This window comes from Dankookia rubra, assembly GCF_004355005.1.
Lineage (GTDB): Bacteria > Pseudomonadota > Alphaproteobacteria > Acetobacterales > Acetobacteraceae > Paracraurococcus > Paracraurococcus ruber_A.
This window is the reverse complement of sequence record NZ_SMSJ01000198.1, coordinates 1-3,948: the sequence shown is the minus strand read 5'-3', so window position 1 is coordinate 3,948 and position 3,948 is coordinate 1. Positions and strand designations below refer to the sequence as shown.

General features: G+C 67.4%; 5 protein-coding genes. 1 reads left to right on the top strand and 4 read right to left on the bottom strand.

The genetic code is table 11. The features are described from left to right. Positions 1-1,042 (bottom strand): recombinase family protein (locus tag E2C06_RS35670; protein WP_241671619.1); only part of this gene is annotated, 1,042 nt, incomplete at its 3' end. 26 nt (positions 1,043-1,068) lie between these two features. After that, positions 1,069-1,506 carry a DUF2924 domain-containing protein gene (locus E2C06_RS35665; RefSeq protein WP_133293275.1) on the bottom strand — a complete coding sequence of 146 codons (438 nt, stop codon included), beginning with the start codon at positions 1,504-1,506 and terminating at the stop codon, positions 1,069-1,071. Here E2C06_RS35665 and E2C06_RS35660 point away from each other — a divergent pair. Further along, positions 1,390-2,076: a terminase gpA endonuclease subunit gene (locus E2C06_RS35660; RefSeq protein WP_133293274.1), complete on the top strand. Its 687-nt coding sequence runs from the start codon at positions 1,390-1,392 to the stop codon at positions 2,074-2,076. The genes E2C06_RS35665 and E2C06_RS35660 overlap by 117 nt on opposite strands. Before the next feature lie 43 nt (positions 2,077-2,119). Here E2C06_RS35660 and E2C06_RS35655 read toward each other — a convergent pair whose 3' ends face one another. Continuing rightward, complete coding sequence (locus tag E2C06_RS35655) at positions 2,120-3,004, bottom strand: calcium-binding protein (RefSeq protein WP_133293273.1); 885 nt, start codon at positions 3,002-3,004, stop codon at positions 2,120-2,122. A 237-nt stretch (positions 3,005-3,241) separates the two neighbouring features. Next, the gene (locus tag E2C06_RS35650; RefSeq protein ID WP_133293272.1) at positions 3,242-3,607 is read right to left on the bottom strand and encodes a hypothetical protein; all 366 of its coding nucleotides are present in this window, start codon (positions 3,605-3,607) and stop codon (positions 3,242-3,244) included. Positions 3,608-3,948 lie beyond the last annotated feature (341 nt).

Below are 3,948 nucleotides of genomic sequence, written 5' to 3'. Positions count from 1 at the left end.
CCCGCACTTGGTCCACCACGGCCGCCTCGATCTCCGCCGCCGATACGCGCCGCACGATGCTGCCGTCACCGGCGGCGTCCCCCTTCAGTACTCGCTGTGCCACGTAGTAGCGGTAGAGCCGGCCATTCTTCATGGTGTGGACCGGCGACAGCGCCCGCCCGTCCACACCGAAGATCAGCCCCTTCAGCAGCGCCGGCGCATGCTGCCGGTTCTGCGCCGCCCGGCTGCGCGGACTGACTTGCATGATGGCCTGCACGCGTTCCCACATCTCCCGCGGTACGATCGCCAGGTGCTCACCGGCAAAGACCTTTTCCTTGTGACTGACCTCGCCGATGTAGGTCCGCAGGTTCAGCAGCTTGTATACGTCGCCCTTGTCGAGCAGCCGGCCGGACCGGCTGGCCACACCCTCCGCCTGGAGCCGCCGCGCCGTCTCGGTGCCGGAGCCGGTCTCGACAAACAGCTCGAATACCCGTCGCACCCGGGCAGCGCCGTCCTGGTTGATGATCAGCTTCCGGTCCCGCACGTCGTAACCGAGCGACACCTTCCCGCCCATCCACATGCCGCGGGACCGCGACGCCGCGAATTTGTCCCGAATGCGCTCGCCAATCACCTCGCGTTCAAACTGCGCAAAGCTGAGCAGGATGTTCAGCGTCAACCGCCCCATGCTGGTCGTCGTGTTGAAGCTCTGCGTCACCGAGACGAAGGTTACCCCGTGTGCCTCCATGGTCTCCACCAGCTTGGCGAAGTCCATCAGCGATCGGCTGAGGCGATCGATTTTGTAGACCACGATGATGTCGATGCGGCCTTGCTCGATGTCAGCCAGCAGGCGCCGCAGCGCCGGCCGCTCAAGGGTACCGCCGGAGAAGCCGCCGTCGTCGTAGTGGTCACGCACCAGCATCCAGCCCTCGGCGCGCTGGGATGCCACGTAGGCCTCGCAGGCGTCGCGCTGGGCGTCCAGGGTGTTGAACTCCTTCTCCAGCCCCTCGTCGGTCGATTTGCGGGTGTAGACCGCGCAGCGGAGTTTCTTGACCGCGGCGGGCATCGCCGGCTCGGGAAGCTTCCTGCGGCTCATGCCTCGGGCCCCCCCTTCAGCCCGAAGAAGGTCCAGCCATTCCGGCGCGTGCCGGTGATGTGCCGTGCGATGGCGGACAGCGACCGGTACGGCCGGCCCTCGTACTCGAAGTCGTCGGCGCGGACCGTGACCACGTGTTGCACGCCGTCGTACTCGCGGGTCAGCCGCGTACCAGGCAGCGGCCGGCTGTCGGCCCGGATGCGGCGGAGGACCACGTTGCCGCCGTTCAGCTGCTCGCCGAGCGCCTCCAGCCTGGCCCGCGTCTCCGGCGTCAGGCCGCCATAGGCCAGCTCCTGGATGCGGTAGGCCAGGCGGCTTTGGATGTAGGCCTTGCCTGGGATACCCTCGCCGCGCTGCTGGGTCGCAGCTGGGAGCGCCTGGATGGCGGCCAGCTGCGGATCGCCAAAGTCGGCGTGGATACCGGCGGCAACCACACCGCCGGGGTCTACACCCAGCTGCGCCGGTTGCGCGACCCGCGGCTGGTGCCGCTGAAGGGCATCGAGGGCTGGAACCGCTCGAGCCCGGTGACCGGGCCGACTCTGGTGGATGTCACCGAGGCCGGGCGCAAGCTGAAGCGGGGCCTGAACCTGTGGACCGTCGCGGTCAGCACCTACAAGCTGGACCTCTACCGCCGGCTCTGGCTCAGCCGCGGCGACGGCATCGGCTACCCGCCGGGCTGGGTGCATCTGCCGGACTGGCTCGACGGCAGCCTGGTGAAGCAGCTCGTGGCCGAGCAGCTGGTGACCCACAAAACCCGCAACGGCTTTGCCCGGAATGAATGGCGCAAGCTACGGGACAACGAGGCGCTGGACTGCGCCGTGTACGCCCGCGCCGCGCTCGCCGTGCTGGGCTCTGACCGCTACGGCGAGCGGTTCTGGGCCATCATCGGCAGCCAGATCGTCGTCCCGAAACCTGAGCCCGCGCTGGCCCTACCGCCGGCTCGTGCCGCGGCCGCCGTCCGGCTGCGACCACGTCAGCGGGTGCGGTCGTCCATCATGGACTGACCTCTGCCGGACAACCGGAAGGCCGCCACTCCTTCCAGGGCGCCTAGAGCAGGAAATCGGCCGCCGTAAGATGATGGCGACCGAGCAGTACAATCTCGGTGTCCACCACGCCATCGGCTCTGCCGATCACACCGTGCGCCATATACACGTGGCCCTTTGCGACATCGAGCTGAACAACGGTGGTGTTGCCGCGAAGCTCGTAGCGGAGCTGCCCCGGCATTGCGGGGCCGAACTCGGGACTGGCCTCATCGTAGTCGATCAGCGCCTCCTCGCCACGGAAGACGAAGGCTTCGTCCTGCAGATCGCCCCACCAACCCGCATAGCTGTTCAGCCGGCCCAGATCGATCAGATCCTGGCCCTGGCGAAAATCGAGGATGACCTGGACTGCGTCGTCGAGAACGTCAGGTTCAGCGTCACTGGGCGAGCTGAGGCGGAATACGTCCTTGCCTGCGCCTCCAGCCAGCAGGTTCCTGCCAGTGCCACCGTCAATGGTGTCGGACCCACTGCCACCGTAGAGCACGTCGCGGCCGATGCCGCCCTCGAGCATGTCGGCCCCAGCGCCACCGAACAGCACATCATCGCCCTCGCCACCGCCGAGCGTGTCCGCCCCGGCTTCACCGAAAAGCGTGTCGCTGCCCCAGTCGCCAGAAATCTGGTCGTTGCCAGCGCCACCGAAAATCAGGTCGCGCCCGAAGTAGACCTCTGGAATCGGGGGAGGCGGCCAGATTGCCGCTGAAGCGATACCTTCGCCCATGAGCTCATCGTCGCTTGGTCCGCCGACGATGATGTCGTCTCCCCCGCCACCAAAAAGGCCGTTTCGCCCCGACCCGCCGATGAGCGTGTCCGCTCCGTCGTTGCCGGATGCCAGAGTAAAATCGCCGCTGCGGTGCGCCGCCGCGACGACTGGATCCTTGAGGTTGATGAACATAGGCGATGAATTATCATACAGGTGATCGATAGCCACCAAAAAAGTTGGCTGCGCCGAGCCTGGCGGTCACCCCGCGGTTAGAGGTCCCGGCGTCCCCTTGGCTCGCGGCCGAGCACCGGCAGAACTCGGTTCGGGTTTGCGCCGAGCTCGACATATACGGTCCGCTACTCGGTGCCGGCCGTGGCAGCGGGCAAATGAGCCGCACCGCTGCACGAGGCCGGCACCATTTGGACTAGCTCACGGACCGAGGTCGGGCGCGGTGCTGAGCATGAGGGCCAGCAGGCCGCCGGGCGGCGCCGCGGCGAGCCGCGCCAGCCGATTGGCCCTGATCTGCGCCGGATGGTGCGGGTGGTCGTAACGGAGATGGCAACGCTGGCACCACGCCCGCAGGTTGTTCGGCGAAACGTTTTCGGGCCGGTGGTCGAGGTGGGCGGCGCCGAGAATGACTTTTGAGCCTGAGACCGGGTGCAACGTGCCCTGCTCGGCACCGCAGGCCTCGCAGCGGTACCCGGCGCGGGTGATCACCCAGCGGCTGATCCGCTTCCAGTTCCGGGGATAGCGGGCGCGCTGGGCGCGGCGGTAGGCCCTCGCCTGCGGGCTCATGCGCGGCGCTCTACTGAGCATGGCGCGGCGGATGGTGTCATGGCTGGGATCTCCTGGACCGACCTTGACCGTCGGGGCCCGTCACCGGCCAGAGCCCCGCCGGCAGGACCGGACGGGGCAGCGCAAAGAAATGCCGCCAAGGCCAGCGACCATTCCCTCAGCGGTGCGCCCGTGCCAAGCCGGGAGGGCGGGACTTCCCGCGCAGTTCAGCGCGTGAGAGGCACTCTGAGTGATCTGGCGATGCTGTTGACGGCGCTCCGTGTACCATGCTGCGCTCAAACACAGCGATCGCAGGCCGATAGCAAAATAGGTGCATGGCCTCAAGCGATCACATGCCGAAG